The sequence below is a fragment of the Kosakonia pseudosacchari genome (genome assembly GCF_015167415.1).
Lineage (GTDB): Bacteria > Pseudomonadota > Gammaproteobacteria > Enterobacterales > Enterobacteriaceae > Kosakonia > Kosakonia pseudosacchari.
Window position 1 is genome coordinate 4,183,089 of the sequence record NZ_CP063425.1, and the last position, 23,698, is coordinate 4,206,786.

At 54.6% G+C, this 23,698-nt stretch carries 22 protein-coding genes and 1 riboswitch; of the genes, 10 read left to right on the forward strand and 12 right to left on the reverse strand.

Going from position 1 to position 23,698, the window contains the following annotated elements; all coding sequences use genetic code 11:
• Window positions 1-96: 96 nt before the first annotated feature.
• From tolC to IP581_RS19740, 3 genes are all read left to right on the forward strand, one after another.
• Complete coding sequence (gene tolC, locus IP581_RS19730) at window positions 97-1,527, forward strand: outer membrane channel protein TolC (protein ID WP_097400784.1); 1,431 nt, start codon at window positions 97-99, stop codon at window positions 1,525-1,527.
• A 142-nt stretch (window positions 1,528-1,669) separates the two neighbouring features.
• Window positions 1,670-2,338 (forward strand): DUF1190 family protein, encoded by a 669-nt coding sequence (locus IP581_RS19735; RefSeq protein WP_020455288.1) that lies wholly within the window; start codon window positions 1,670-1,672, stop codon window positions 2,336-2,338.
• A 5-nt stretch (window positions 2,339-2,343) separates the two neighbouring features.
• A complete protein-coding gene (locus tag IP581_RS19740) occupies window positions 2,344-3,504 on the forward strand; it encodes a glutathionylspermidine synthase family protein (protein WP_097400783.1) in 1,161 nt (386 codons plus the stop codon).
• Between the two features lie 38 nt (window positions 3,505-3,542).
• Here IP581_RS19740 and IP581_RS19745 read toward each other — a convergent pair whose 3' ends face one another.
• The 4 genes from IP581_RS19745 to ygiD all read right to left on the reverse strand — a co-directional run bounded on the left by IP581_RS19745 (window position 3,543) and on the right by ygiD (window position 7,507).
• Entirely contained in the window at window positions 3,543-4,829 is a 1,287-nt protein-coding gene (locus IP581_RS19745; RefSeq protein ID WP_017457451.1) for a TRAP transporter large permease, read from the reverse strand.
• A gap of 29 nt (window positions 4,830-4,858) precedes the next feature.
• Complete coding sequence (locus IP581_RS19750; protein ID WP_097400782.1) at window positions 4,859-5,368, reverse strand: TRAP transporter small permease; 510 nt, start codon at window positions 5,366-5,368, stop codon at window positions 4,859-4,861.
• 62 nt (window positions 5,369-5,430) lie between these two features.
• Window positions 5,431-6,408: a TRAP transporter substrate-binding protein gene (locus IP581_RS19755; RefSeq protein WP_086873376.1), complete on the reverse strand. Its 978-nt coding sequence runs from the start codon at window positions 6,406-6,408 to the stop codon at window positions 5,431-5,433.
• A gap of 310 nt (window positions 6,409-6,718) precedes the next feature.
• Entirely contained in the window at window positions 6,719-7,507 is a 789-nt protein-coding gene (ygiD, locus tag IP581_RS19760; protein ID WP_097400780.1) for a 4,5-DOPA-extradiol-dioxygenase, read from the reverse strand.
• Between the two features lie 196 nt (window positions 7,508-7,703).
• Here ygiD and zupT point away from each other — a divergent pair, with 196 nt between their 5' ends.
• Entirely contained in the window at window positions 7,704-8,480 is a 777-nt protein-coding gene (gene zupT / locus IP581_RS19765; protein WP_017457446.1) for a zinc transporter ZupT, read from the forward strand.
• Window positions 8,481-8,506: 26 nt separating this feature from the next.
• Here the strand turns inward: zupT and IP581_RS19770 are convergent, their stop codons facing one another.
• Window positions 8,507-8,680: a hypothetical protein gene (locus tag IP581_RS19770; RefSeq protein ID WP_017457445.1), complete on the reverse strand. Its 174-nt coding sequence runs from the start codon at window positions 8,678-8,680 to the stop codon at window positions 8,507-8,509.
• 244 nt (window positions 8,681-8,924) lie between these two features.
• Window positions 8,925-9,578 carry a 3,4-dihydroxy-2-butanone-4-phosphate synthase gene (gene ribB, locus IP581_RS19775; RefSeq protein WP_017457444.1) on the reverse strand — a complete coding sequence of 218 codons (654 nt, stop codon included), beginning with the start codon at window positions 9,576-9,578 and terminating at the stop codon, window positions 8,925-8,927.
• Between the two features lie 106 nt (window positions 9,579-9,684).
• Window positions 9,685-9,834, reverse strand: a riboswitch (FMN riboswitch).
• A 122-nt stretch (window positions 9,835-9,956) separates the two neighbouring features.
• Here ribB and ubiK point away from each other — a divergent pair.
• Window positions 9,957-10,256, forward strand: a complete 300-nt coding sequence (gene ubiK / locus IP581_RS19780; protein ID WP_086873374.1) for a ubiquinone biosynthesis accessory factor UbiK — start codon at window positions 9,957-9,959, stop codon at window positions 10,254-10,256.
• 55 nt (window positions 10,257-10,311) lie between these two features.
• Here ubiK and hldE read toward each other — a convergent pair whose 3' ends face one another.
• Genes hldE through IP581_RS19795 form a run of 3 tightly spaced genes read right to left on the reverse strand, consistent with a single transcriptional unit; the run spans window position 10,312 to window position 15,956 of the window.
• Window positions 10,312-11,742 (reverse strand): bifunctional D-glycero-beta-D-manno-heptose-7-phosphate kinase/D-glycero-beta-D-manno-heptose 1-phosphate adenylyltransferase HldE, encoded by a 1,431-nt coding sequence (hldE, locus tag IP581_RS19785; protein WP_193821192.1) that lies wholly within the window; start codon window positions 11,740-11,742, stop codon window positions 10,312-10,314.
• Between the two features lie 46 nt (window positions 11,743-11,788).
• Window positions 11,789-14,638, reverse strand: coding sequence for a bifunctional [glutamate--ammonia ligase]-adenylyl-L-tyrosine phosphorylase/[glutamate--ammonia-ligase] adenylyltransferase (gene glnE / locus IP581_RS19790; protein ID WP_193821193.1), 2,850 nt, complete (start codon window positions 14,636-14,638; stop codon window positions 11,789-11,791).
• 16 nt (window positions 14,639-14,654) lie between these two features.
• Window positions 14,655-15,956: a CYTH domain-containing protein gene (locus IP581_RS19795; RefSeq protein ID WP_193821194.1), complete on the reverse strand. Its 1,302-nt coding sequence runs from the start codon at window positions 15,954-15,956 to the stop codon at window positions 14,655-14,657.
• 239 nt (window positions 15,957-16,195) lie between these two features.
• Here IP581_RS19795 and IP581_RS19800 point away from each other — a divergent pair, with 239 nt between their 5' ends.
• Window positions 16,196-16,810, forward strand: a complete 615-nt coding sequence (locus IP581_RS19800; protein WP_193821195.1) for a TIGR04211 family SH3 domain-containing protein — start codon at window positions 16,196-16,198, stop codon at window positions 16,808-16,810.
• A 67-nt stretch (window positions 16,811-16,877) separates the two neighbouring features.
• Window positions 16,878-18,119, forward strand: coding sequence for a multifunctional CCA addition/repair protein (locus IP581_RS19805; protein WP_193821196.1), 1,242 nt, complete (start codon window positions 16,878-16,880; stop codon window positions 18,117-18,119).
• 11 nt (window positions 18,120-18,130) lie between these two features.
• On the opposite strand, the gene bacA is transcribed toward IP581_RS19805, so the two are convergent.
• Window positions 18,131-18,949: an undecaprenyl-diphosphate phosphatase gene (bacA, locus tag IP581_RS19810; RefSeq protein WP_193821197.1), complete on the reverse strand. Its 819-nt coding sequence runs from the start codon at window positions 18,947-18,949 to the stop codon at window positions 18,131-18,133.
• A 107-nt stretch (window positions 18,950-19,056) separates the two neighbouring features.
• Window positions 19,057-19,425 carry a bifunctional dihydroneopterin aldolase/7,8-dihydroneopterin epimerase gene (folB, locus tag IP581_RS19815; protein ID WP_193821198.1) on the reverse strand — a complete coding sequence of 123 codons (369 nt, stop codon included), beginning with the start codon at window positions 19,423-19,425 and terminating at the stop codon, window positions 19,057-19,059.
• Between the two features lie 163 nt (window positions 19,426-19,588).
• Here folB and plsY point away from each other — a divergent pair, with 163 nt between their 5' ends.
• On the forward strand, window positions 19,589-20,212 hold the full coding sequence (plsY, locus tag IP581_RS19820) for a glycerol-3-phosphate 1-O-acyltransferase PlsY (protein ID WP_193821199.1): 624 nt from the start codon (window positions 19,589-19,591) through the stop codon (window positions 20,210-20,212).
• Between the two features lie 39 nt (window positions 20,213-20,251).
• On the opposite strand, the gene tsaD is transcribed toward plsY, so the two are convergent.
• A complete protein-coding gene (tsaD, locus tag IP581_RS19825; RefSeq protein ID WP_097400772.1) occupies window positions 20,252-21,265 on the reverse strand; it encodes a tRNA (adenosine(37)-N6)-threonylcarbamoyltransferase complex transferase subunit TsaD in 1,014 nt (337 codons plus the stop codon).
• A 238-nt stretch (window positions 21,266-21,503) separates the two neighbouring features.
• Between tsaD and rpsU the strand changes: the two genes are divergently transcribed.
• Together rpsU and dnaG are read left to right on the forward strand one after the other, a co-directional pair.
• Entirely contained in the window at window positions 21,504-21,719 is a 216-nt protein-coding gene (gene rpsU, locus IP581_RS19830) for a 30S ribosomal protein S21 (RefSeq protein ID WP_001144069.1), read from the forward strand.
• 169 nt (window positions 21,720-21,888) lie between these two features.
• On the forward strand, window positions 21,889-23,634 hold the full coding sequence (dnaG, locus tag IP581_RS19835; protein WP_097400771.1) for a DNA primase: 1,746 nt from the start codon (window positions 21,889-21,891) through the stop codon (window positions 23,632-23,634).
• The last annotated feature ends 64 nt before the right edge of the window (window positions 23,635-23,698 follow it).

The window sequence follows — 23,698 nt, forward strand, 5'->3', positions numbered from 1 at the left end:
ACGCCAAGCTGAAGCGGTGCTTCTATCTGGTAGAATCGGCGATTATTTTTTCTAATTTAGACCAGCGCTAATACTGCTTCACAACAAGGAATGCAAATGAAGAAATTGCTCCCCCTCCTTATCGGCCTGAGCCTGACCGGCTTCAGCGCCATGAGCCAGGCAGAAAACCTGTTACAGGTTTATCAGCAGGCGCGTTTGAGCAACCCGGATCTGCGTAAATCCGCCGCTGACCGCGATGCTGCTTTTGAAAAGATTAACGAAGCGCGTAGCCCGTTACTGCCTCAGCTTGGTTTGGGTGCAGATTATGACTATTCCAATGGCTACCGTGACAGCAAAGGCGTCAATTCGAATGTCACCAGCGCCTCCTTGCAGTTAACGCAAACCATTTTTGATATGTCGAAATGGCGCGCTTTGACACTACAGGAAAAAACCGCAGGTATTCAGGACGTCACCTGGCAGACCGATCAGCAAACGTTGATTTTGAATACGGCCACCGCCTATTTCAACGTGCTGAGCGCCATTGATACGCTTTCCTACACCGAGGCACAGAAACAGTCGATCTACCGCCAGTTGGATCAAACGACCCAACGCTTTAACGTTGGCCTGGTCGCCATCACCGACGTGCAAAACGCCCGTTCGCAGTATGACACCGTACTGGCAAACGAAGTGACCGCGCGCAACAATCTCGATAACATGGTGGAAGCGCTACGTCAGGTCACCGGTAATTACTACCCGCAACTGGCCTCGCTGAACGTCGACAATTTCAAGACCGAGAAACCGCAAGCCGTTAATGCGCTGCTGAAGGAAGCGGAAAACCGTAACCTGACCCTGCTGCAGGCGCGTCTGAGCCAGGATCTGGCGCGCGAGCAAATTCGCCAGGCGCAAGATGGTCATTTGCCAACGCTGAATTTAACCGCCTCGACGGGTGTTTCTAACACCTCTTACAGCGGTTCCAAAAGCGCGCAAAACCCGGATGTTGACGCCGGTCAGAATAAAGTGGGCCTGAGCTTCTCCCTGCCGCTGTACCAGGGCGGTCAAGTGAGTTCGCAGGTGAAACAGGCGCAGTACAACTTTGTTGGCGCGAGCGAGCAACTGGAAAGCGCGCACCGCAACGTGGTGCAGACCGTGCGCTCTTCCTTTAATAACGTGAATGCCTCCATCAGCAGCATCAACGCCTACAAACAGGCGGTGGTTTCTGCCCAGAGCTCTCTGGATGCGATGGAAGCGGGTTACTCCGTGGGTACGCGTACTATCGTCGATGTGCTGGATGCGACCACTACGCTGTATAACGCCAAGCAGCAGCTCTCCAGCGCGCGTTACAACTACTTGATCAACCAGCTTAACATCAAATCCGCGCTGGGTTCTTTGAACGAGCAGGATTTGCTGGCGTTGAACAGCACGCTGGGTAAACCGGTCGATACCGCGCCGGAAAGCGTCGCGCCGGAAGATACGCAGCAGGCAGCAAGTGTTGATAACTTCAACGGCAACGCACAACCTGCCGCAGCACGCACCAGCGTGAAACGTTAATCAGTACTTTTCGACAACGGGGGCATCAAGCCCCCGTTTTTACGTAAGGCAACGTAAAGGCCTCCCCTCCTTGCTTTAACTTCCCCCCCGCATCCTCTATCCTGAGCGTTTACTCATGCCTTTGGGGTCCAGGAATATTACAATGAAACGGACAAAAAACATCCAACACGCAACGTTCCGCAAAAGCTGGAGCGCGCGCCATCTGACGCCTGTCGCGCTGGCGGTTACCGCTGTTTTTATGCTGGCGGGTTGTGAAAAAAGTGACGAGACAGTTTCCCTCTATCAAAACGCGGATGATTGCTCATCGGCGAACCCGGGGAAAAGCGCGGAATGTACCGCCGCGTATAACAACGCGCTGAAAGAAGCTGAGCGCACCGCGCCGAAATACGCCACGCGTGAAGATTGCGTTGCCGAGTTCGGTGAAGGTCAGTGCCAGGCCGCACCGGTACAGGCTGGCGTAGCGCCGGAAAACCAGGCGCAGGCGCAGTCCAGCGGCAGCTTCTGGATGCCGCTGATGGCTGGTTACATGATGGGCCGTATGATGGGCGGCGGCGCGGGCTTTGCACAGCAGCCGCTGTTCAGCTCGCGTAATCCGGCAAGCCCGGCTTATGGTCAGTACACCGATGCTTCCGGAAAAGGCTATGGCGCAGCGCAGCCTGGCCGTACCATCAACGTGCCGAAAACGGCGATGGCACCGAAACCGGCTACTACCACCACGGTAACGCGCGGCGGCTTTGGTGAATCTGTGGCGAAGCAGAACACCATGCAGCGTAGCGCCAGCGGTACAACCACCCGTTCAATGGGCGGCTAAGCGCCATGGAAAGAATCAGTATTACCGAGCGCCCGGACTGGCGCGAAAAAGCCACCGAGTACGGCTTCAATTTTCACACCATGTACGGCGAGCCCTACTGGTGTGAAGATGCCTATTACAAGCTGACGCTTGCGCAGGTTGAGAAGCTGGAAGAGGTGACCGCAGAATTGCACCAGATGTGCCTGAAAGTGGTAGAGAAAGTCGTCGCCAGTGATGAGCTGATGGCGAAGTTTCGCATCCCTAAGCACACCTGGAGTTTTGTGCGCCAGTCATGGGCCACGCATCAACCCTCTTTGTATTCGCGCCTCGATCTCGCCTGGGATGGCGTTGGCGAACCGAAGCTGCTGGAAAACAATGCGGATACGCCGACTTCGCTGTATGAAGCCGCCTTCTTTCAGTGGATCTGGCTGGAAGATCAACTCAATGCCGGCAACCTGCCGCAAGGCAGCGATCAGTTCAATAGTCTGCAAGAGAAGCTGATTGAGCGCTTTGCCGAGTTGCGTGAGCAGCACGGTTTTCAGCTCCTGCATTTCACCTGCTGCCGCGATACGGTCGAAGATCGCGGTACGGTGCAGTATTTGCAGGATTGTGCGGCCGAGGCAGAGCTGGCCTCCGAATTCCTTTATATCGAAGATATTGGTCTCGGGGAAAAAGGTCAGTTCACGGATTTGCAAGACCAGGTGATTGGTAACCTGTTTAAGCTCTATCCGTGGGAATATATGCTGCGCGAAATGTTCTCTACCAAGCTGGAGGACGCAGGCGTACGCTGGCTGGAACCCGCCTGGAAAAGCATTATTTCCAACAAAGCACTGTTACCGATGTTGTGGGAAATGTTCCCGGACCACCCGAACTTGCTGCCGGCTTATTTTGCCGAAGACGCGCACCCGGAGATGGAAAAATACGTTGTTAAACCTATTTTCTCCCGCGAAGGCGCCAATGTGTCGATCATTGAGAACGGCAAAACGGTCGAAGCCGTCGAAGGGCCGTACGGCGAAGAAGGCATGATCGTGCAGCAGTTCTGCCAGCTCCCTAAGTTCGGCGACAGCTATACGCTGATTGGCAGCTGGCTTATCAACGATCAACCTGCCGGGATCGGCATTCGCGAAGATCGCGCCTTGATAACGCAGGATCTCTCCCGCTTCTATCCGCACATCTTTGTGGAATAAGCGAAAACCCGGCAACTCAGGCCGGGTTTTTTATTGCCTTACAACACACCAAACAGTTTCGGCAGGAACAGCGAGATCGCCGGAATATAGGTTACCAGCATCAGCACTAAAAACAGGATCAGGTAGAACGGCAGCATCGCTTTTACTACCTGTTCGATCTTCTGTTTGCTGACCGCACTGGCGACAAACAGCACCGATCCGACAGGCGGTGTGATCAAGCCAATCCCCAGGTTTACCAGCATGATCATGCCGAAATGTACCGGATCGATGCCCAGCGCATTGGTCACTGGCAGCAGCACCGGCGTCAGGATCAAAATCAGCGGCGCCATGTCCATCAGCGTGCCGAGCAAGAGCAGCATGATGTTAATGCACATCAAAATAACGTATTTGTTATCCGAGATTTGGGTGAAGGCTTCCGTAATGCGAGCGGGTAATTGCATATAGGTCATCACCGCCCCGAACGCGGCGGCAAAGCCAATCAGGATCATCACAATCGTCACTGTTTTCACCGTGCGGTACATCAGCTTTGGCAGCTCCGACCATTTGTAATCGCGGTAAATAAACATGGTGACGAAAAAGGCCCACAGGCAGGCGATCGCCGCTGACTCTGTCGCAGTGAAAATCCCGGACAGGATGCCGCCCATGATGATCACCACCGTCATCAGCCCCCACAGCGTATCCACGAAGATCTTCAACGCCTGGCGAAACGGCACGCGCTCCCCTTTTGGATAACCGCGTTTATGAGCGAATGCCACGCACATCACCATCAGGGTAAAACTGAGCAACAAACCCGGCAGGATCCCGGCAATAAACAGCGCGGCAATAGAAACCGTACCGCCCGTCGCCAGCGAGTAGATCACCGAATTATGGCTCGGCGGCGTTAAGATCGCCTGCACCGATCCACTGGCGGTAACCGCGGCGGCAAAATCACGCGGATACCCTTTTTTGTCCATTTCCGGGATCATCACCGAACCGATCGAGGCGGTATCTGCCACGGACGATCCGGAAATCGCGCCGAAAAATGTGGAAGCGACAATATTGACTAACGACAACCCGCCGCGAATAAAGCCGACAAAAATATAGGCGAAATTGACCAACCGCCGGGCGATCCCCCCTTCGGCCATGATCGCGCCTGCGAGAATAAAAAACGGGATCGCCAGCAGCGAGAACTTGTTCACGCCGTTAGTCAGTTGGATCATCACCGCTTCCAGCGGAATATCGATATACCACGCGCCAAGCACCGCGCTGATGCCCACGGCGTAAGCCACCGGTACACCCACCGCCAGCATAATGGCCAGCGTAAAGACCAGAATAAATGCATCCATAAACGTTCCTTACGGGATGTGATCGGGGATTAGCTCGATGAACCCAGCATCACCACCGGGCGGTGATATTGCGCGCCAAAAAGCATTTTTTCGATAATAAACAAGATGGTAATGGCAGAACCGACAGGCAGTGGTAAATAGCTTTCTCCTGCGGTAAAGAGCGGGAATTCGGCGACCGGTTGTTCCCATAATTCCGCGCATAGCGCCGTGCTATACCAGAGAATAAAAACGCTGATCGCCAGCAGCATCAAATCCGCAAACACAAAGCAGACTTTGCGCAGCGGTTCACTTAAACGATCGGTAACCATACTGACCGCAATATGCGAACCCGCGCGGTAGCTCACGGCGGCGCCAATAAAGGTAAAGGTCACCATGCAGATAATCGCGACCGGCTCCGGCCACGATAACGCGCTGTTCATGACATAGCGGGCGAAAATGCCCACCGGAATAATCGCCACCATAATTAACAGCGCCAGACCAGCAATCCACATCGATATCCGGTACAGAATATCCATCAACAACGAATAGCGTTCAGCCATAGCAGTTTTCCCGGTGAAAGTTGCAAATGGGCAGGAGATAAAACAAGCCTGCCCGGCAAAAGTTATTGCACTTGTTGAATACGGGTAATCAGCTCCTGATGCGCTTTGCCGTATTTATCGCGCACCGGTTGGGTCGCTTCAAAAAACGCTTTGGTATCGATGTCATGGAATTGCACGCCGCCCGTTTTCATCGCTTCCAGCGATTTTTCGTTATAGGTTTTCCACAATTCGCGCTGCTCAGCTTGAGCCTCTTTCGCCAGTTTGAGAATTAATTCCTGATCCTCTTTTTTCAGCTTGTCCCATTTGGCTTTTGAGAACAAAAACAGCTCGGGAATAATAAAGTGCTTACTCCAGGTATAATTTTTGACGACCGGTAAATAGTTATGCGCGACGAATGTGGGCGGGTTATTTTCGGTGCCATCAATTACGCCGGTTTGCATTCCGCTGAACACTTCGCTGACCCCCATCGCCACTGAGTTAGCGCCCATCGCTTTCAGCGTATCGAGCGCAATGGGGCTGCCCTGCACGCGGATTTTCATGCCTTTAAGATCTTCCGGCTTAGTGACTGGCGCTTTGGTGATCAGGTTACGCGTTCCGGCGTCCATCCAGCCCAGGAAGATCAGCCGCGATTTACTGCTTTCCGACAGGCGATTACCAATTTCCTGGCCAATCATGCCATCCAGAACTTTATGCATATGGTCTTCATCGCGAAAAATATAAGGCAGCGTAAAGACGTTGATCTCCGGTAATATCGCCGCGACTGGCGTCATCGAGACACGAATAATATCAATGGCACCAATTTGTGCCTGTTCAATGACTTGCTTCTCGTCGCCTAATACGCCGCCTGGAAAGGTCTTAATATCCAGCCGACCATCTGTCGCCTTGCTGAGTTTTTCACCCATATGTTTTACCGCCACCACATTCGGGTAGTCGGCGGGATGAACATCGGCAGCGCGAAAGGTTTGGGCGACAGAGGCGTGGGAGATAAACAGCAGAGCGGAACTAATACAGACTTTTTGTAAGGTTTTCGCTGAGTTCATATTTCCGTGTCTCCAGAGGGTTTAATTTTTAGGCGCAAAAGACCGACCGCGAACAGAATGTTCGTGGCATTACACCGGATTGTTTTTATGGGTATGTCTGAAAACCAGACACTCTGAAGCGTAGTCACTCAGGTGGGTTATTGCGACGATGATGTTCACAAAAAGAGCCGAAATTCAGCACGGCGTTTCATTTTTGTAGCGAAGCTCTTTTTATTTTCAAAAAAACCGTATTTCAGGTGCTTTTTTTTGCGATCCTCCTCGAAGTTTTCTATTTTCAGGCGAAAAAAATGGCGCATAACGCGCCATTCATTTAGCCAACCTGGACCGAAAGCATACTGAGCGATCCCATCTCGATACCCTCGACCGGTATCGACACCGGTTCCTTGCCATCCCATGCGCCAAGCACATACAGCAGAGGCAGGAAGTGATCCGGCGTCGGGTTAGAGAGCGAACCGCCTTCATGCTCAAGATAATTGACTAACGGATGCTGCTCGGCTGGCCCCTGCCAGGTCAGGTTCTCTTTCACATAATCATTGAACGCCGTTGCCCACGGATAAGGGGTATTTTCGCCATGCCAGCGCGCGGTACGCAGGTTATGTACCACGTTACCGCTGGCAACTAGCATGATGCCTTCATCGCGAAGCACCGCCAGCTTGCGGCCCATTTCGAAGTGCCATGCCGCCGGTTTGGTGCTGTCGATACTGAGCTGCACCATCGGAATATCCGCGTTCGGGTACATTTTGATCAACACGCCCCATGAACCGTGGTCAAAACCCCAGGCTTCTTTATCCAGCGTTACTGGCACAGGCGAGAGCAACTCCACCAAACGCTGAGCCAGCTCTGGCGAGCCAGGTGCCGGATAATGCGTGTCGTACAACGCCTGCGGAAAACCGCCAAAATCATGGATAGTTTTTGGCGCTTCCATGGCGGTTACGCCGGTTCCGCGAGTAAACCAGTGCGCGGATACCACCACAATCGCTTTCGGGCGTGGCAGCGTCTCGCCCAGAGCGCGCCAGGCGCGGGTATAAACGTTATCTTCCAGCACATTCATTGGGCTGCCGTGGCCCAAAAACAGTGCGGGCATGCGAGGTGCTGACATGGTGATATCCTTACTGAGTGTGTCTATTTGATAAACGTAGATTACGCTTTTTCGGTAGGTGAAGAACTCAGATAACCGTGATGAAGATCATCAGTAATTTTGAATGTAAGGAATGCGTAAAGCCAGCCAACCCGTCTCGCTTTTCGTGCAACAAAAACGTAGATTAATGAGAATGATTATCATAAAGGAGCAACCTATGTCAGTACCTTTGATTCTGACCATCCTGGCAGGCGCGGCGACGTTTATTGGCGCGCTTCTTGGTGTTATCGGCCAGAAGCCCTCAAACCGCGTACTGGCGTTTTCGCTCGGTTTTGCCGCCGGGATCATGCTGCTTATCTCGCTGATGGAGATGTTGCCCGCCGCACTGGCAACGGAAAATATGTCGCCTATGCTCGGCTATGGCATGTTTGTCGTCGGCTTGCTGGGCTATTTCGCGCTGGATCGCATGTTACCGCACGCCCATCCGCAAGATTTAATGCAGGGCACACAGCAAACTTTTCCGCGCGGTATTCGCCGTACCGCCATTTTGCTGACGCTCGGTATCAGCCTGCATAACTTTCCGGAAGGGATCGCCACTTACGTTACCGCCAGCAATGATCTGGAGCTCGGTTTTGGCATTGCCTTCGCGGTCGCGTTACACAATATTCCTGAAGGGCTGGCGGTCGCCGGGCCGGTGTATGCGGCAACCGGGTCAAAACGCAGTGCGGTATTCTGGGCGGGCATCTCGGGTATGGCGGAAATCCTTGGCGGCGTGCTGGCGTGGCTGATTCTGGGAAGCCTGGTCTCGCCGGTAGTGATGGCGGCGATTATGGCGGCGGTTGCCGGGATCATGGTGGCGCTGTCGGTTGATGAATTAATGCCGCTGGCAAAAGAGATCGATCCGAATAACAACCCGAGCTACGGCGTACTGTGCGGCATGTCGGTGATGGGGTTAAGCCTGGTGGCGCTACAGGCAATGGGATTTGGCGGTTAAATAAGGTGATTGCGGGCAGCGGTGTTTTAATCGCCCTGCCCAACGCGCCGCAGTTTTTTCACCTCATCAAGCACGCGTAAATAACCTTTATAAATCGCTTCGCGATCGTGACGGCAGGCTTTGCAATTACGTTTAAGCACGTGGATATAGCCAACAACCAGCACAACAATAGCCACAATCCAATACCAGGAAATAAACACATTGCCTCCGTCATATATTCGGCAAAAATTGCTTCACAAATGAATCACAAAGCCACTTAATTTGAACGAGTTAGAAAAATCTCAAGTCCGTTTTAATACTCGCCGCAGCGCTTACCACTTTATAAGTAGAACAGCAGATTTTCAATGCGTGCTGACCAGAAGCGCGCCAAACTTTGACGCAGAACAGGCAAAAAAAATCCGCAGCTAAAAGCTGCGGATTTTTATGAATAAGGCGAACGATTAATTAACTGGCTTTGCGCTCATGTTCCTGGCGATAAGCCACCAGGTCTTCAATTGTCACTACTGCCATATTGTGCTGTTTCGCAAAGGCGATGCATTCCGGCGCGCGCGCCATCGAACCATCGTCATTGGTTAATTCACACAGCACACCCGCCGGTTTGAAGCCCGCCAGCGTCACTAAATCGATAGTCGCTTCTGTGTGACCACCACGAGTCAGCACGCCACCCGGCTGCGCGCGCAGCGGGAATACGTGACCAGGACGGTTCAGATCGGACGGTTTAGCGCCATCAGCAATCGCCGCACGAACGGTGGTAAGACGGTCAGCCGCCGAAACGCCGGTGGTTACGCCGTGTGCCGCTTCAATGGTCACAGTAAAACCAGTGCCAAATGCGCTGGTGTTGTTCTCTACCATCATTGGCAGATCGAGTTGTTTACGGCGTTCGTCGGTCAGGCACAGGCAAACAATGCCGCTACCGTGGCGAATGGTCAGCGCCATCTGCTCAACGGTCATGGTTTCAGCGGCGAAAATCATGTCGCCTTCGTTTTCGCGGTTCTCGTCATCGAGCACCATCACACCACGGCCTTCGCGCAGCGCGGCAAGAGCGTGTTCAATACGTTGGAAAGGCGTGCCAAAAGAAGAAAGCAGCGTCTGATTCATGGTAAAAGACCTCAATAAAGTTATGGTTACCAGAATCAGGGCAGTCTTAGGAGTGTCGCAATGCGGCAAAAAAATAACGCGAGCGGGCGTCATTGCCCGACAGATTCGTTACTCTCTCCCATCCGGACTTTAACCGTCGGCCCCGGAATTACACCGGATCTGCTGACCTTCAGGCGGTAACCTGAAGCGCTCGCGGGCTTTCAGCATGCGCTGATTTACCGCCGGTGGGGAATTTCGCCCCGCCCTGAGAATAAGCGCGATAACTATAACGCCATTGATAATCTTCGGCAATGCATAAGCTTCAAACAATTCTGGTTTATCACCTGGGGTTATCACACTACAATAACTCCATGAACCTATCCGAACAGGGACCCCAACATGATTGATCCGAAGAAAATTGAACAGATTGCGCGTCAGGTTCACGAATCCATGCCGAAAGGGATCCGTGAGTTTGGGGAAGACGTTGAGAAGAAGATCCGCCAGACGCTGCAATCGCAGTTAACCCGCCTCGATCTGGTCAGCCGCGAAGAGTTTGACGTACAGACGCAGGTTCTGCTGCGCACCCGCGAAAAGCTGGCGTTGCTGGAACAGCGCCTCAGCGAGCTGGAAAGCCGCAACAGCGGCAATGTCACTGAAGTGAAACCGGCTCCCGCTATTCCACCGGTTGATGAACAATAGTAAAAAGCCCTCGTAAAGAGGGCTTTTTCTTTTTCACCATTCACCAGCCGCGCCGTTATTGGCTATCTTTCTGGATCTTTTTGATGATGTTGGTGGTTGAGCAACCGTCTTCAAAGTTGAGCACAAGCACTTCGCCACCGTTCGCCCAGACTTCTTCGCTACCGGCGATCTGTTCGGGTTTGTAATCACCACCTTTCACCAGCAGGTCCGGCAGGATCCCGGCAATCAGGCGCTGCGGCGTATCCTCTTCAAAGGACACCACCCAGTCCACGGCTTCCAGCGCGCTCAGCACAATCATGCGCTGCTCAAGCGGGTTAACCGGGCGAGTTTCCCCTTTCAGGCGTTTGGTAGACGCGTCACTGTTAACCGCAACAATCAGGCGATCGCCCAGTTTGCGCGCATTCGCCAGATAAGAGACATGCCCGGCATGCAGAATGTCGAACACGCCGTTAGTCATCACCACTTTCTCGCCGCGCTTACGCGCCGCCGCGACGGCGACTTTCATTTCGTCTTCCGTCATCACACCAAAACCGGTTTCTGAACGACCACGCACCGCGTTTTCCAGCTCAATTGGCGACACGGTTGAGGTACCGAGTTTACCGACCACCACGCCTGCAGCAGCGTTGGCGAAATAGCATGCTTCTTCCAGTGAATTCCCGGCCGCCAGCGTCGCCGCCAGCACGCCAATCACCGTATCGCCCGCGCCAGTGACGTCATACACTTCCTGCGCCTGGGTCGGCATATGCAGTGGCGCTTTGCCCGGCTGCAGCAGCGTCATCCCCTGCTCGGAACGAGTGACTAACAGTGCAGAAAGTTCATAATCGGCAATCACTTTCATGCCGCGTTCGACGATCTCGTCTTCGCTTTTGCACTTCCCGGCTACCGCTTCAAACTCAGAAAGGTTCGGGGTCAGCAGCGTGGCGCCGCGATAGCGTTCAAAATCAGTGCCTTTCGGATCGATAAGCACCGGCACGCCCGCTTTGCGCGCCAGCGCGATCATCTGCTGAACACTTGCCAGCGCCCCTTTGGCGTAATCCGACAGCACCAGCGCGCCAATGTTGCCCAACGCCTGGCTGATGCGTTCATGCAGCGGTTGCGGATCGACCCCGTCAAAGCCCTCTTCAAAATCCAGGCGAATCAGCTGCTGGTTGCGCGACAGCACACGCAGCTTAGTGATGGTGGGGTGCGTCGGAACAGAAACGAAGTCACATTTTACGTTAACATCCGCCAGCGCTTTGCTCAGCGCGCGCGCCGCATCATCAATGCCAGTCAGGCCAACCAGACGCGCCGTTGCGCCCAGCGAGGCAATGTTCATCGCCACGTTTGCCGCACCACCCGGTCGCTCTTCAATGGTATCGACTTTAACAACCGGAACTGGCGCTTCCGGAGAAATGCGGCTGGTTGGGCCGTACCAGTAGCGATCCAGCATCACATCACCCACCACCATGACACCGGCTTGATTGAACTCTGGCAGCGTAACTTTCATTCCTGTCTCCTGAGAGATACAAAATTTGCGCGCGATGATACCACACTTACGCCGGGGCGCACGGTTCCACCAGCCACTTGTCCCAGCTGGTTTTGATAAGCGCACGCTCGGCGACAAAACAGGAGAGCGCCACATGTCCTGGCAGCTCTTGCAGCGCCAGGTGGTGCAGCTCATCACGCAACGTGGTGTACGCCAGCGTCAATGCCTGCGCTTCCTGCTCATCCATGATGCCGTTTTGCGCCAGCCCTTCGAGGATGCGCACATTATCCGACCAGCGCGTCAGTTTCGGCTTCTCATGGGCAAAGCGCAGCACCAGATACTGAGCGATAAACTCAATATCGGTAATACCGCCTTCATCGGCTTTCAGATCGAAACGGTCTTTGTGCTTGTTACCAAGATGGGCGCGCATTTTCTCACGCATTTCCCGCACTTCGGTTTGCAGGGTAGCGGCATCGCGGGAGGTCATCAGGATATCGCGGCGAATGGCGTCAAATTCGGCGGTCAGTTGCGGATCGCCGTATACCACGCGCGCACGCGCCAGCGCCTGATGCTCCCATGTCCAGGCTTCATTTTTTTGATAATCGGCGAACGCTTCCGCAGTGGTCACCAACATTCCGGCCGCGCCGGACGGGCGCAAACGCGCATCGACTTCATAAAGAATGCCGGACGACGTGCGCGTGCTGAACAGGTGCATCACGCGCTGCGCGAGGCGCAAATAGAACTGGCGGCCATCGATTTCACGCTCGCCATCGGTCATCACATCCATCGGGCAGTCGTGCAGGAACACCAGATCCAGATCGGAGCTGTAACCTAATTCCCAGCCGCCAAGTTTGCCGTAACCGACCACGGCGAAACCGCGCCCTTCGTGATCGTGCAGATGCGTCGGCTGGCCGTAACGCGCCACCATCTGGTTCCAGGCTTGCTGCACCACCGCATCGATAATCGCTTCCGCCAGCCAGGTTAAGTGATCGCTCACTTTCATGACGGGTAACGTACCGGCGATATCCGCCGCCGCCACGCGCAGCAACTGCGCCTGCTTAAACTGCCGTAGCGCCTCCAGTTGCTGCTCTTCATCCTCTTCCGGCACGCGCAACAGGTATTGTCGCAGTTCATCGCGATAGGCGTTCATCGCCGTTGGTTGATAGAGCGTGTTCGGGTCGAGCAGTTCATCGAGCAAAATCGGGTAGCGCGCCAGTTGGCTGGCCACCATCGGCGACGCGGCGCACAGGGAAATGAGGTGTTTCAGCGCACCGGGGAATTCACTCAACAGCTCAAGGTAAGTGGTGCGGGTAATAATCCCGGTTAGCAACGGCGTCAGACGCGACAGCGGCACTGGCGCATCGTCACGCGAGCATACATCGCTGAGCAGATGCGGCATTAAGTGATCGAGTACCTGTCGCCCGCGCGGACCAATGGTGCGTTTATCCAGCTCTTTGCGAAAATCGGCAATCAGCGCCACCACGCGGCGGCGATCGTCCTCGGAAAGATGCGCCAGCACGGGCGTAGAGTCCTCTTCCTGCAACGCATCCTGCCACAATTCGCGCCAGCCCTCAGAAAGCGCATCTTCCGGCGAATCCGTTTCATCATCGCCAATCAGATCGTTGAAAATCTGCCGCACCGCCGACATATGCGCTTCCAGCGTTTCGCAGAGCGCTTCCCAGCTCTCTTTGCCCATTCCCCAGGCGAGGCGCGCGCGATTCAGATCATCGGCCGGCAGCGTCTGTGTCTGTTCGTCATTAATGCTTTGCAGCAAGTTTTCCAGCCGTCGCAGCCACAAATACGCCTCGCGCAGCCGGGGGGCATCACCATCCGGCAGCAGATGCAGTTGATCAATGGCAGCAAGCGTCGGCAACAGCGAACGCGATTGCAGCGCAGGCTCGCGACCGCCGCGAATTAACTGGAAAACCTGCACGATAAACTCTATTTCGCGAATACCGCCCGCGCCGAGTTTTATGTTGTCCTTCAGGCCACGACGCCGCACTTCGCGAGCAATCATGCCTTTCATGTTGCGCAGAGACTGGATCACGCTGAAGTCGATATAGCGCCGGAAAACGAACGGGCGCAGCATGGCGCGCAACTCTCGCGCATGGTCGCCGTCGTTGTCCCCCATAATGCGCGCTTTCACCATCGCGTAACGTTCCCAGTCGCGCCCCTGCTCCTGGTAGTAATCTTCCAGCGCGGCAAAACTCAGCACCAGCGGGCCGCTGTCGCCAAAGGGACGCAAGCGCATATCGACACGGTAGACAAAGCCATCCTGCGTTGGCTGGTCGAGGACTTTAATTAGCCGTTGACCAAGGCGGGTAAAAAACTGTGCGTTATCCAGCTCACGGCGTCCGCCGCGCGTGGCGCCATTTTCCGGCCAGGCGAAAATCAAATCGATATCGGATGAGAAATTGAGTTCGCCGCCGCCAAGTTTGCCCATGCCGAGCACCAGCATCGGCTGCGCAACGCCTTGCGGATTGCACGGCGTTCCCCACTCACGGCAGCAGGCGTCATAGAGCCAGTCGCGCGCGGCGACGATCAGGGTTTCCGCCAGCACGCTGAGCTGTTGCAGGATATCCTCTTCCGCCACCAACTGTAGCGCCTGACTCCAGGCGATGCGCACCATGATGCGACGGCGAAACAGCCGCAGCGCGCGCATCAGCGAGGTTTCATCGGTGACGCCATCCAGCGCCGCTTGCAGCCATTGCGCATAGTGTTGCCACTCGTTCGCTGGCGGCGGTGCGCTTTCAAGCTCTGCCAGCCACTCAGGATGCGCGATGATGCTGTCCTGAACAAAATCACTAAAAGTGAGCACTGACTGCGCCTGCGCGCTCAATGGTTGCGCGGTGAGCGCTTCCGGCAGACGAGAAACAACCGTTTGCCAGTGCTGCGACAATCCTGCGTGGTGCGGCATGCGAAATATCCTTTCGTTAACGTTTTCCGCTGTGCAACCAGAACGGCTCCTGGGTAATGGCGGTATTACGGAAATGTTCGATTTCAACTCTCTGGCGCGTTTCAATAGCGTGCTGAAGCCCCTGCCAGTTTTCCAGCCACTCCACGGCGCGCGCGCGATCGTAATGTCCGGCCAGCAATAACGCGCTGTCGATATCACGCGCCAGCCGCGGTAACTGGTCGCGATAGCTGTCGCCCAGCGGCTGGGCAAAGGCTTTTTTCAGCTCGGCGGCGCTGCGTGACAGATGAACGTCAGCAAAGCGTTTAAAGGAGTCGGCAAACTTAGCCTGCGCTTTTTCATCAAGGAAGGTTCGCCAGCCCTGCGTCACTAACCACTCGGTGAGCACCAGTTTCGCCAGGGCTGATTGCGCACTCCACACCGCCGTATCTGCTGAAACGGCTGAAGTAATGGTCGCTTCGGACTGCGTCAACAGATCACGTAAGTGAGCGCTCGCTTTTCGAGGAACGATACCGCCAAACAGCGTCAGCGTGTGGCGCAGCAACGCAATGGCGCTCAGCACATCGGCTTTCGCTTTCTCATTGCCACGCACCCACAGCTCTTCATGGTATTGCCATTGCGACAACGCCAGTTCCAGCGCGGCGGCAAAAGCCTGCTCAATGCTGGCCTTAGCAGGGGTTTGCAGAATCGCCGTTGGGCGACGTTCGCGCACGGCATTGCCCTGCGCCAGGTGATAACCGCGCGCCGCTTTGCTCAGGCTGCCCTGACGCAACCCGGAGACATTGACTAGCTGGCGCGCCAGCTTGAGGATATCAGCCGGAGAACCGCTCAGCAGTTCCAGCTCCAGTTCGCAAATCGGCTCGGCAAATTCACCCGCTTTGACTTCACCTAAATCAAGGCCAATCTCAATGCGACTCTCGCCAACGTTAACCAGCCATTTTTCACGATAGAAGTCCGTACTAAACAGCGGCTGCACTCGCGCCTGTAAATCCGCAGGCAGTATGCCATCAGGCCATACTTCCGCCGGGAAGCGTGCAAGATCGAGTTCCGGCTGAGTAAGCGGAATATTGTATTCAGGCCGCTGATGCAAGCCGCCAATCACCCGCCCGGCGATTTTCATCGTCATCTCGTACTGACCGTCGAAACCGCGGATGCGCAGCCCCATATCGTGGCCGCGCAGCCAGTTATCCGGCGTCTCGTAATAGATGTTGAGTAACTGGCTGGACGCGATATGTTCTTCGGTCAGCGTGTGCAGATGTTGACGCAGCGTTTCCACGCTGTCGCTCTTCACGATAAACTTTAATTCGATTTCCTGAGCCATGGCCTTGCACTTATGGTTATGTCACATCAGTGAAAATTTCGGCGAACTAACGCGCCCGATGTTTGTCAGTAGATAGTATTTTGCGTCAAATTGCCATGCAATGCGCAATCTGACGGGTGCAAAAGTTCGCGTAAGTGCGCAGTTTGACCTGGAAGATTCCGATTGATGCCAGCAGCCGGGTGTCGTCAGACTGTTGCCACTGTTTATCACTCACGTTTAATGAAAATAATGACTGCCTGATGCCAAAATTACGCCTGATTGGATTGACCCTTTTTGCACTTAGCGTGTCTGTTGGTACCCACGCCGAAGAAAAACGTTACGTTTCCGATGAATTAAATACCTGGGTACGTAGCGGCCCAGGCGATAATTATCGCCTTGTCGGCACGGTGAATGCCGGCGAGGAAGTCATGCTGTTGCAGGAAAACAGTGATTACGGCCAGGTGCGCGACAGCACCGGGCGTACCGCGTGGATCCCACTGAAAGAGCTGAACAGCCAGCCAAGCCTGCGCACCCGCGTGCCAGAACTGGAAAACCAGGTAAAAACGCTGACCGATAAACTGAGCAATATCGACAATACCTGGAACCAGAAAACCGCCGAGATGCAGCAAAAAGTCGCCCAGAGCGATAGCGTCATTAGCGGTCTGAAAGATGAAAATCAAAAGCTTAAAAATGAGTTAATCGTGGCGCAGAAGAAGGTGAACGCCGCGAACCTGCAACTGGATGACAAACAGCGCACCATCATTATGCAGTGGTTTATGTATGGCGGCGGCGTGCTGGGCGCGGGCCTGATCCTCGGCCTGTTGTTACCGCATATGATCCCCACCCGTAAACGCAAAGATCGCTGGATGAACTAAGCAGATTCGCCATCTTCTCTACACTTACGTATTATCTGTCGGCAAATGTGTAGAGGAGAGTGGCGGCGTGAAGAGTTATCTGGTCGGTGGTGCAGTACGTGATACGTTGTTGGGCCTGCCGGTCAAAGACAAAGATTGGGTTGTTGTTGGCGCGACGCCGCAAGAGATGCTCGACGCGGGTTACCAGCAGGTAGGCCGCGATTTTCCTGTGTTCCTCCATCCGCAAAGCCACGAAGAGTATGCGCTGGCGCGTACCGAGCGCAAATCAGGCTCCGGCTATACCGGTTTCACCTGCTATGCCGCGCCAGACGTCACGCTGGAGCAGGATCTGCTGCGCCGTGATTTAACCGTGAACGCGCTGGCGCAAGATAGCCAGGGCGAGATTATCGATCCCTATGGCGGTCAGCAGGATTTGCGTAACCGCATTCTGCGCCACGTCTCGCCGGCGTTTGGTGAAGATCCGCTGCGCGTGTTACGCGTCGCGCGTTTTGCCGCCCGTTACGCCCACCTCAGTTTCCGTATCGCCGATGAAACGATGTCCTTAATGCACGCGATGACCGAGGCGGGCGAACTTGAGCACCTGACACCCGAACGGGTATGGAAAGAGACCGAAAGCGCGCTGCAAACCCGCAATCCTCAGGTTTATTTCCAGGTGCTACGCGATTGCGGTGCGCTGAAAGTGCTGTTCCCGGAAATCGACGCTCTGTTTGGTGTCCCGGCACCGGCGAAATGGCACCCGGAAATCGACACCGGCGTACACACGCTGATGACACTTTCGATGGCGGCAATGCTCAGCCCGCAAGTGGATGTGCGCTTCGCCACGCTGTGCCACGATTTAGGCAAAGCGCTAACGCCAAAAGCGCTCTGGCCGCGCCACCACGGGCACGGCCCGGCGGGCGTCAAACTGGTCGATGGGTTGTGCCAGCGGCTGCGCGTTCCCAACGAGATCCGCGATTTAGCCAAACTGGTGGCGGAGTTCCACGATCTGATCCACACCTTTCCTATTTTGCAGCCGAAAACCATCGTCAAATTGTTCGATTCCATCGACGCATGGCGTAAACCGCAGCGTGTTGAGCAAATCGCACTGACCAGCGAAGCGGACGTGCGTGGGCGCACTGGTTTTGAAGCCTGCGACTATTCGCAGGGGCGCTTACTGCGTGAAGCCTGGGAAGTGGCACGCGCCGTGCCGACGAAAGCCGTCATAGAGGCAGGGTTTACGGGAGCGGAAGTGCGTGAAGAGCTGACGCGTCGGCGGATTGCCGCGCTGGCGGTCTGGAAGGAACACCGTTGCCCTCAGCCAAAAGACTGAGGGCGCAAGTCTTAGAAGAAGACCAGATAAACCGCTGCTGCGACCACAAAACGGTAAATCGCAAACGGAATAAAGGAGATGTGCTTAATCAGCTCCAGGAAGGTTTTGATGGCGATAAGTGCAACGATAAACGCAGTGATAAAACCGACGGCGAACATCGGGATATCACCCACGGTGAGAAAGCCCATGCTCTTGTAGAGATCCAGCACCGTGGCGCCCAACATCATCGGCACCGCCAGCAGAAAAGAGAACTCGGACGCGGCATAGCGGCTAACGCCCATCAGCATGCCGCCAGAGATTGTCGCCCCGGAGCGGGAAAAACCCGGCCACAGCGCCAGACACTGAAAGCAACCAATCATAAACGCCTGACGATAAGTCATATCATCCACGCCCTGCGCGCGCGGGACTTTTGGCTTCAGCACTTCGGCGGCAATTAGCAAGAAACCACCGACCACCAGCGCATAAGCCACATTGAGCGGGTTAAACAGCGATTTGATGGTATCGTGGAATACCAGCCCCAACACCACCGCCGGGATCATGCCTAACAGGATATGAATCAGCGTCAGGCGGCCGGTACCCGTCCCTTCATGCGGCTGCTTACCGAAATGAATGCCAATCAGGCCAAACAAACGCCGCCAGAACATCACCACTACCGCGAGGATCGAACCTAACTGGATCACCACTTCGAACGTTTTTGCTGTATCACCTTCAAAGCCTAATAAATGCCCCACGATGATCATGTGACCAGTACTGGATACGGGCAGAAATTCTGTCAGACCTTCAACGACACCCAGAATGGCTGCTACCAGCAATGAATGCATATCGCCCATCAAATAAACCCCTAAAAAGATATAAAAAACGGCTTATCCCGCGGAGAAGCCGTGAAAGACCGAGATCTATGACCTGAATACTAGCGCTTGGTTTAACTATTATGAATTTAAATACTTTCTTTCGGATTTAAGCCACGCTCAATGGTTACGCCCACATTCAGCGCCCGCGCAACCGCGCCTGGTTTACTTAATTTGATACGCACCCAGGGCGAGTTAAAGCGCGTCAGCAACAACTCAGCGACCTCCTCAGCAACGCGTTCAACCAGCGCAAAACGCCCGCCTTCGACATGGCCGATAATCACATCGGCGATATCCGCGTAGCTCAAACAATCGTTCACATCGTCGCTTTTCGCCGCAACACGGTTATCCCAGGCCATTTCGATATCGAACACCAGCTTCTGCTCAATGGTCTGTTCCCAGTCGTAAACACCAATGGTGGTGATAACCGAAAGCTGCTCTATAAATACAATGTCCATCTCACCTCGCCTGCTATTTGCCACGCCATTGCCGCCGCCAGGCCGCATCTTTAGTGGCTACCTGTCAGATTTTGCGCAAAACCTGGATACCACTTTCCATCATTTATGCGTATTATCCATGGATGCAGAGAATAAAACGACATTTTCACAACGGAACAGCGTTATGAGTGCAATCGCGCCTGGGATGATTCTCCTTGCATACCTTTGTGGCTCTATTTCCAGCGCCATTCTGGTCTGCCGCATCGCCGGTCTGCCCGATCCGCGCGAGAGTGGCTCCGGCAATCCCGGAGCGACCAACGTATTACGCATTGGCGGCAAAGGTGCTGCGCTAACGGTCCTGATTTTTGACGTCTTAAAAGGTATGCTGCCGGTTTGGGGCGCATACGCGCTTGGCGTAACGCCGTTCTGGCTCGGCCTTATCGCGATTGCCGCCTGTCTTGGTCATATCTGGCCGGTTTTCTTTAAGTTCCAGGGCGGTAAAGGCGTAGCGACGGCATTTGGCGCTATTGCACCTATCGGCTGGGATTTAACGGGCGTGATGGCGGGAACCTGGCTGTTAACGGTACTACTGAGCGGCTATTCATCGCTGGGAGCGATTGTCAGCGCGTTGATCGCCCCCTTTTATGTCTGGTGGTTCAAACCGCAGTTCACTTTCCCGGTCGCGATGCTGTCCTGCCTGATCCTGCTACGCCATCACGACAATATTCAGCGCCTGTGGCGACACCAGGAAGGCAAAATCTGGTCGAAGCTGAAGAAGAAAAAAGAAGAGAAAGAAAAAACGTCGTAACAGTGCCCGGCGCACCTTGTGCTACCGGGCCATCACGGTTTACGCCGCAGGCAACTCCGCCAGTGGCCAGCGCGGACGCACCGTCACACCCAGCCCTGCATCATTACCCGCTTTCAGACGCACCATCCCCGCATAAGCGATCATCGCGCCGTTATCGGTGCAAAACTCCGGGCGCGCATAGAACACTTCGCCACGACGCTTGTGCATCATTTCCGCCAGTTTCGCGCGCAGCGTACGGTTGGCGCTCACACCGCCCGCCATCACCAGACGCGTAAAACCGGTTTGATCCAGCGCACGCTTGCATTTGATCATCAGCGTATCAACCACGGCATCTTCAAACGCACGCGCAATATCAGCGCGGGTTTGCTCATCGTCACCATTATTACGAATGGTGTTTGCCGCAAAGGTTTTCAGACCGGAGAAGCTAAAGTCCAGCCCCGGACGATCGGTCATCGGGCGCGGGAAAACAAAACGGCCTTCAGTGCCCTGGGCCGCCAGTTTCGATAGCATCGGCCCGCCAGGATAATCCAGCCCCAGCAGTTTGGCCGTTTTATCAAAAGCTTCCCCGGCGGCATCGTCAATCGACTCACCGAGCAGCTCGTAATGACCAATACCAGTTACGCTGATGAGCTGCGTATGCCCGCCAGAAACCAGCAGCGCAACGAAAGGAAACGCCGGTGGGTTTTCTTCCAGCATTGGCGCCAGCAAGTGTCCTTCCATATGGTGAACCGGAATAGCGGGAACGTCCCAGGCGAAGGCGAGCGAGCGGCCAACCGTCGCGCCAACCAGCAGCGCACCGACGAGACCAGGCCCTGCGGTGTAAGCCACTGCATCAATATCTTTCGCGGTTAATCCGGACTCTTTCAACGCGGCCTGAATCAGCGGCACGGTTTTACGCACGTGATCGCGCGAAGCCAGCTCTGGCACAACACCGCCATAATCGGCGTGGAGTTTTACCTGACTATACAGTTGGTTGGCCAGAAGCCCTTGTTGATCGTCATAAATTGCGATGCCGGTTTCATCGCAGGATGTTTCAATGCCCAGTATGCGCATGACTCTGTTTACCTCTTTGCAATAGCGCGCAGTGTAGGGCGAATGCGGGTCGAAGTAAAACTTTGCTCACTCATGCAGCGGAGTTCGTGTATACTCCTCACCCTTACAAAAGTCCCCTTTCAAAAAGGGCGGCGGTGCTTTACAAAGCAGCAGCACTTGCAGTAAAATTCCGCACCATTTTGAAATAAGCTGGCGTGAACGCCAGCGGCAAACCGAATTAATCAAAGGTGAGAGGCACATGCCGGTAATTAAAGTACGTGAAAACGAGCCGTTCGACGTAGCTCTGCGTCGCTTCAAACGTTCCTGCGAGAAAGCAGGTGTTCTGGCGGAAGTTCGTCGTCGTGAGTTCTATGAAAAACCGACTACCGAACGTAAACGCGCTAAAGCATCCGCAGTGAAACGTCACGCGAAGAAACTGGCTCGCGAAAACGCACGCCGTACTCGTCTGTACTAATCTGTCAGGGCAAGCGCCCTTTCGTTTAGACCGAGTTGTAGTTGTAAGGCCGTGCTTCCGAAAGGAATGCGCGGCTTATTTTCGTTTATAACCTGATATAACCTGCGGATTTCGGTCGTATATATGTTGGCCTGGAAAACAACGGCTATAAAAGATCAAAACGGGGCTTATGGCTGGACGAATCCCACGTGTCTTTATTAATGACCTGCTGGCGCGCACCGACATCGTCGATCTCATCGACGCGCGTGTAAAGCTGAAAAAGCAGGGCAAAAATTATCACGCGTGTTGTCCATTCCATAACGAGAAAACCCCCTCTTTCACCGTGAACGGTGAAAAACAGTTTTACCACTGCTTTGGCTGTGGCGCGCATGGTAACGCTCTCGACTTCCTGATGAACTACGACAAGCTCGAGTTCGTGGAAAGTGTCGAAGAACTGGCGGCGATGCACAACCTTGAAGTGCCGTTTGAAGCAGGCAGTGGACCCAGCCTGATAGAGCGCCATCAACGGCAAACGCTCTATCAATTAATGGATGGGCTAAACGCGTTTTATCAGCAATCGTTGACACAACCTGCCGCAGAGCCTGCACGCCAGTATCTGTCCAGACGCGGCCTGAGCAGCGAAATCATTGAGCGGTTCGCCATTGGTTACGCGCCCCCCGGCTGGGACAACGTATTAAAGCGTTTTGGCGGCAACAGCGAAAACCGTAAATCACTGATTGATGCGGGTATGCTGGTCACAAACGATCAGGGACGCAGTTACGATCGTTTCCGCGAACGGGTCATGTTTCCCATTCGCGACAAACGTGGCCGGGTAATTGGTTTTGGTGGGCGCGTTCTGGGTAACGATACGCCTAAATACTTGAACTCCCCGGAAACAGATATTTTCCATAAAGGCCGTCAGCTGTATGGCCTTTATGAAGCGCAGCAGGACAATGACGAGCCCCAGCGACTGTTGGTCGTTGAAGGGTATATGGACGTGGTGGCGCTGGCGCAATACGGCATCAACTACGCGGTGGCTTCGCTCGGAACGTCAACAACGGCGGATCATATTCAGTTACTTTTTCGCGTAACTAAAAATGTTATCTGTTGTTACGACGGTGACCGTGCCGGTCGTGACGCCGCATGGCGAGCGCTGGAAACCGCGCTGCCTTATATGAGCGATGGCCGTCAGCTGCGTTTTATGTTTTTACCGGATGGCGAAGATCCGGACACGCTGGTGCGTAAAGAGGGCAAAGAGGCGTTCGAAGCGCGGATGGAGCAGGCACTGCCGCTCTCCACGTTTCTGTTTAACAGCCTGTTGCCGCAAGCGGATTTAACCACGCCGGACGGTACAACGCAGCTTGCCGCATTAGCGTTACCGTTAATCAACCAGGTGCCGGGCGAAACGCTACGCATCCAGTTGCGCCAGCTGTTGGGGAATAAAATTGGCATATTCGACGATGCGCAACTTGATCGATTAATGCCAAAACAGGTGGAAAGCGCAACGACGCGCCCCGCTCCGCAGCTAAAACGCACAACCATGCGTATACTGATAGGGTTATTGATCCAGAACCCGGAACTGGCTCCGAAGGTGCCGCCGTTAGAGGGTTTGGATCACTCAAGGCTTGCCGGGCTTGGCTTATTTACAGAACTGGTCAACACTTGTTTGTCACAGCCAGGCCTGACGACTGGCCAGTTGCTTGAGCACTATCGCGGCACAAAAGAGGCCGCAACCCTTGAAAAACTGTCGATGTGGGACGATATAGCAGATAAAGACATCGCTGAAAAAACGTTCACCGACGCGCTCAATCATATGTTTGATTCGATGCTTGAACGGCGGCAAGAAGAGTTAATAGCTCGTGACCGCACACATGGTTTAAGCAGCGAAGAACGCCGGGAACTCTGGCAATTGAACCAGGAACTGGCAAAAAAGTGAATTCAACGGCTTAAGTGCCGATAACCGATCGGGAAGATCCCGACAGCCGCGATGAGGGCCAGCG

Bases quoted from the DNA above. Each gene is read 5' to 3' on its own strand.
- IP581_RS19795 (WP_193821194.1), bottom strand. From the start codon at position 15,956: ATGGCTCAGGAAATCGAATTAAAGTTTATCGTGAAGAGCGACAGCGTG.
- IP581_RS19745 (WP_017457451.1), bottom strand. From the start codon at position 4,829: ATGGATGCATTTATTCTGGTCTTTACGCTGGCCATTATGCTGGCGGTG.
- rpsU (WP_001144069.1), top strand. From the start codon at position 21,504: ATGCCGGTAATTAAAGTACGTGAAAACGAGCCGTTCGACGTAGCTCTG.
- ribB (WP_017457444.1), bottom strand. From the start codon at position 9,578: ATGAATCAGACGCTGCTTTCTTCTTTTGGCACGCCTTTCCAACGTATT.
- bacA (WP_193821197.1), bottom strand. From the start codon at position 18,949: ATGGGCGATATGCATTCATTGCTGGTAGCAGCCATTCTGGGTGTCGTT.
- ubiK (WP_086873374.1), top strand. From the start codon at position 9,957: ATGATTGATCCGAAGAAAATTGAACAGATTGCGCGTCAGGTTCACGAA.
- glnE (WP_193821193.1), bottom strand. From the start codon at position 14,638: ATGCCGCACCACGCAGGATTGTCGCAGCACTGGCAAACGGTTGTTTCT.
- folB (WP_193821198.1), bottom strand. From the start codon at position 19,425: ATGGACATTGTATTTATAGAGCAGCTTTCGGTTATCACCACCATTGGT.
- ygiD (WP_097400780.1), bottom strand. From the start codon at position 7,507: ATGTCAGCACCTCGCATGCCCGCACTGTTTTTGGGCCACGGCAGCCCA.
- tsaD (WP_097400772.1), bottom strand. From the start codon at position 21,265: ATGCGCATACTGGGCATTGAAACATCCTGCGATGAAACCGGCATCGCA.
- IP581_RS19750 (WP_097400782.1), bottom strand. From the start codon at position 5,368: ATGGCTGAACGCTATTCGTTGTTGATGGATATTCTGTACCGGATATCG.
- IP581_RS19800 (WP_193821195.1), top strand. From the start codon at position 16,196: ATGCCAAAATTACGCCTGATTGGATTGACCCTTTTTGCACTTAGCGTG.
- IP581_RS19735 (WP_020455288.1), top strand. From the start codon at position 1,670: ATGAAACGGACAAAAAACATCCAACACGCAACGTTCCGCAAAAGCTGG.
- hldE (WP_193821192.1), bottom strand. From the start codon at position 11,742: ATGAAAGTTACGCTGCCAGAGTTCAATCAAGCCGGTGTCATGGTGGTG.
- zupT (WP_017457446.1), top strand. From the start codon at position 7,704: ATGTCAGTACCTTTGATTCTGACCATCCTGGCAGGCGCGGCGACGTTT.
- tolC (WP_097400784.1), top strand. From the start codon at position 97: ATGAAGAAATTGCTCCCCCTCCTTATCGGCCTGAGCCTGACCGGCTTC.
- plsY (WP_193821199.1), top strand. From the start codon at position 19,589: ATGAGTGCAATCGCGCCTGGGATGATTCTCCTTGCATACCTTTGTGGC.
- dnaG (WP_097400771.1), top strand. From the start codon at position 21,889: ATGGCTGGACGAATCCCACGTGTCTTTATTAATGACCTGCTGGCGCGC.
- IP581_RS19740 (WP_097400783.1), top strand. From the start codon at position 2,344: ATGGAAAGAATCAGTATTACCGAGCGCCCGGACTGGCGCGAAAAAGCC.
- IP581_RS19755 (WP_086873376.1), bottom strand. From the start codon at position 6,408: ATGAACTCAGCGAAAACCTTACAAAAAGTCTGTATTAGTTCCGCTCTG.